Raw genomic sequence first — 462 nt, forward strand, 5'->3', positions numbered from 1 at the left:
AATTCTATGCAAACTTTTGCTTTAGCTTCTTCAAGCAAATCTCAAAGCATTGCTATGTCTGAAAAGGGTAATTTATATGCAGATGCAAGTGATTATATAAAGAGCGATTTAAATAATGGAAGCTATGGTTCTAATAAAGAACATTCTTTATTCATCCTTCCTTATACTTCTTCACAGAATGTTGAACTTTCTTTAAATGAAGAAAGTAAAGGACACACCAAAGGAACCATTATAGGTTATTCTGCTTTAAAAGACAGTGGAATATATGGTGTGTATGCAGGTTATGAAGATACAAAAATGGGTTCAACTTATTTTGATATTAATAATAGAACCTATTATGCAGGTTTAAAATACTTTAATACCTTATTTACTACAGAAAAAGGTCAAGAAGTTTATATCAAAGCTCAAGGTAAAGCTGCTTTGATTAAAAATGATTTAACTAAAAAAATAGGAAATAATGAA

The 462-nt window shown here is 28.8% G+C and carries 1 pseudogene; it reads left to right on the forward strand.

Going from position 1 to position 462, the window contains the following annotated elements:
- A pseudogene (locus tag ELQ12_RS09880) lies at window positions 1-462 on the forward strand (autotransporter outer membrane beta-barrel domain-containing protein); the annotation flags it as partial.

The organism is Campylobacter sp. US25a (genome assembly GCF_004379075.1).
Lineage (GTDB): Bacteria > Campylobacterota > Campylobacteria > Campylobacterales > Campylobacteraceae > Campylobacter_D > Campylobacter_D jejuni.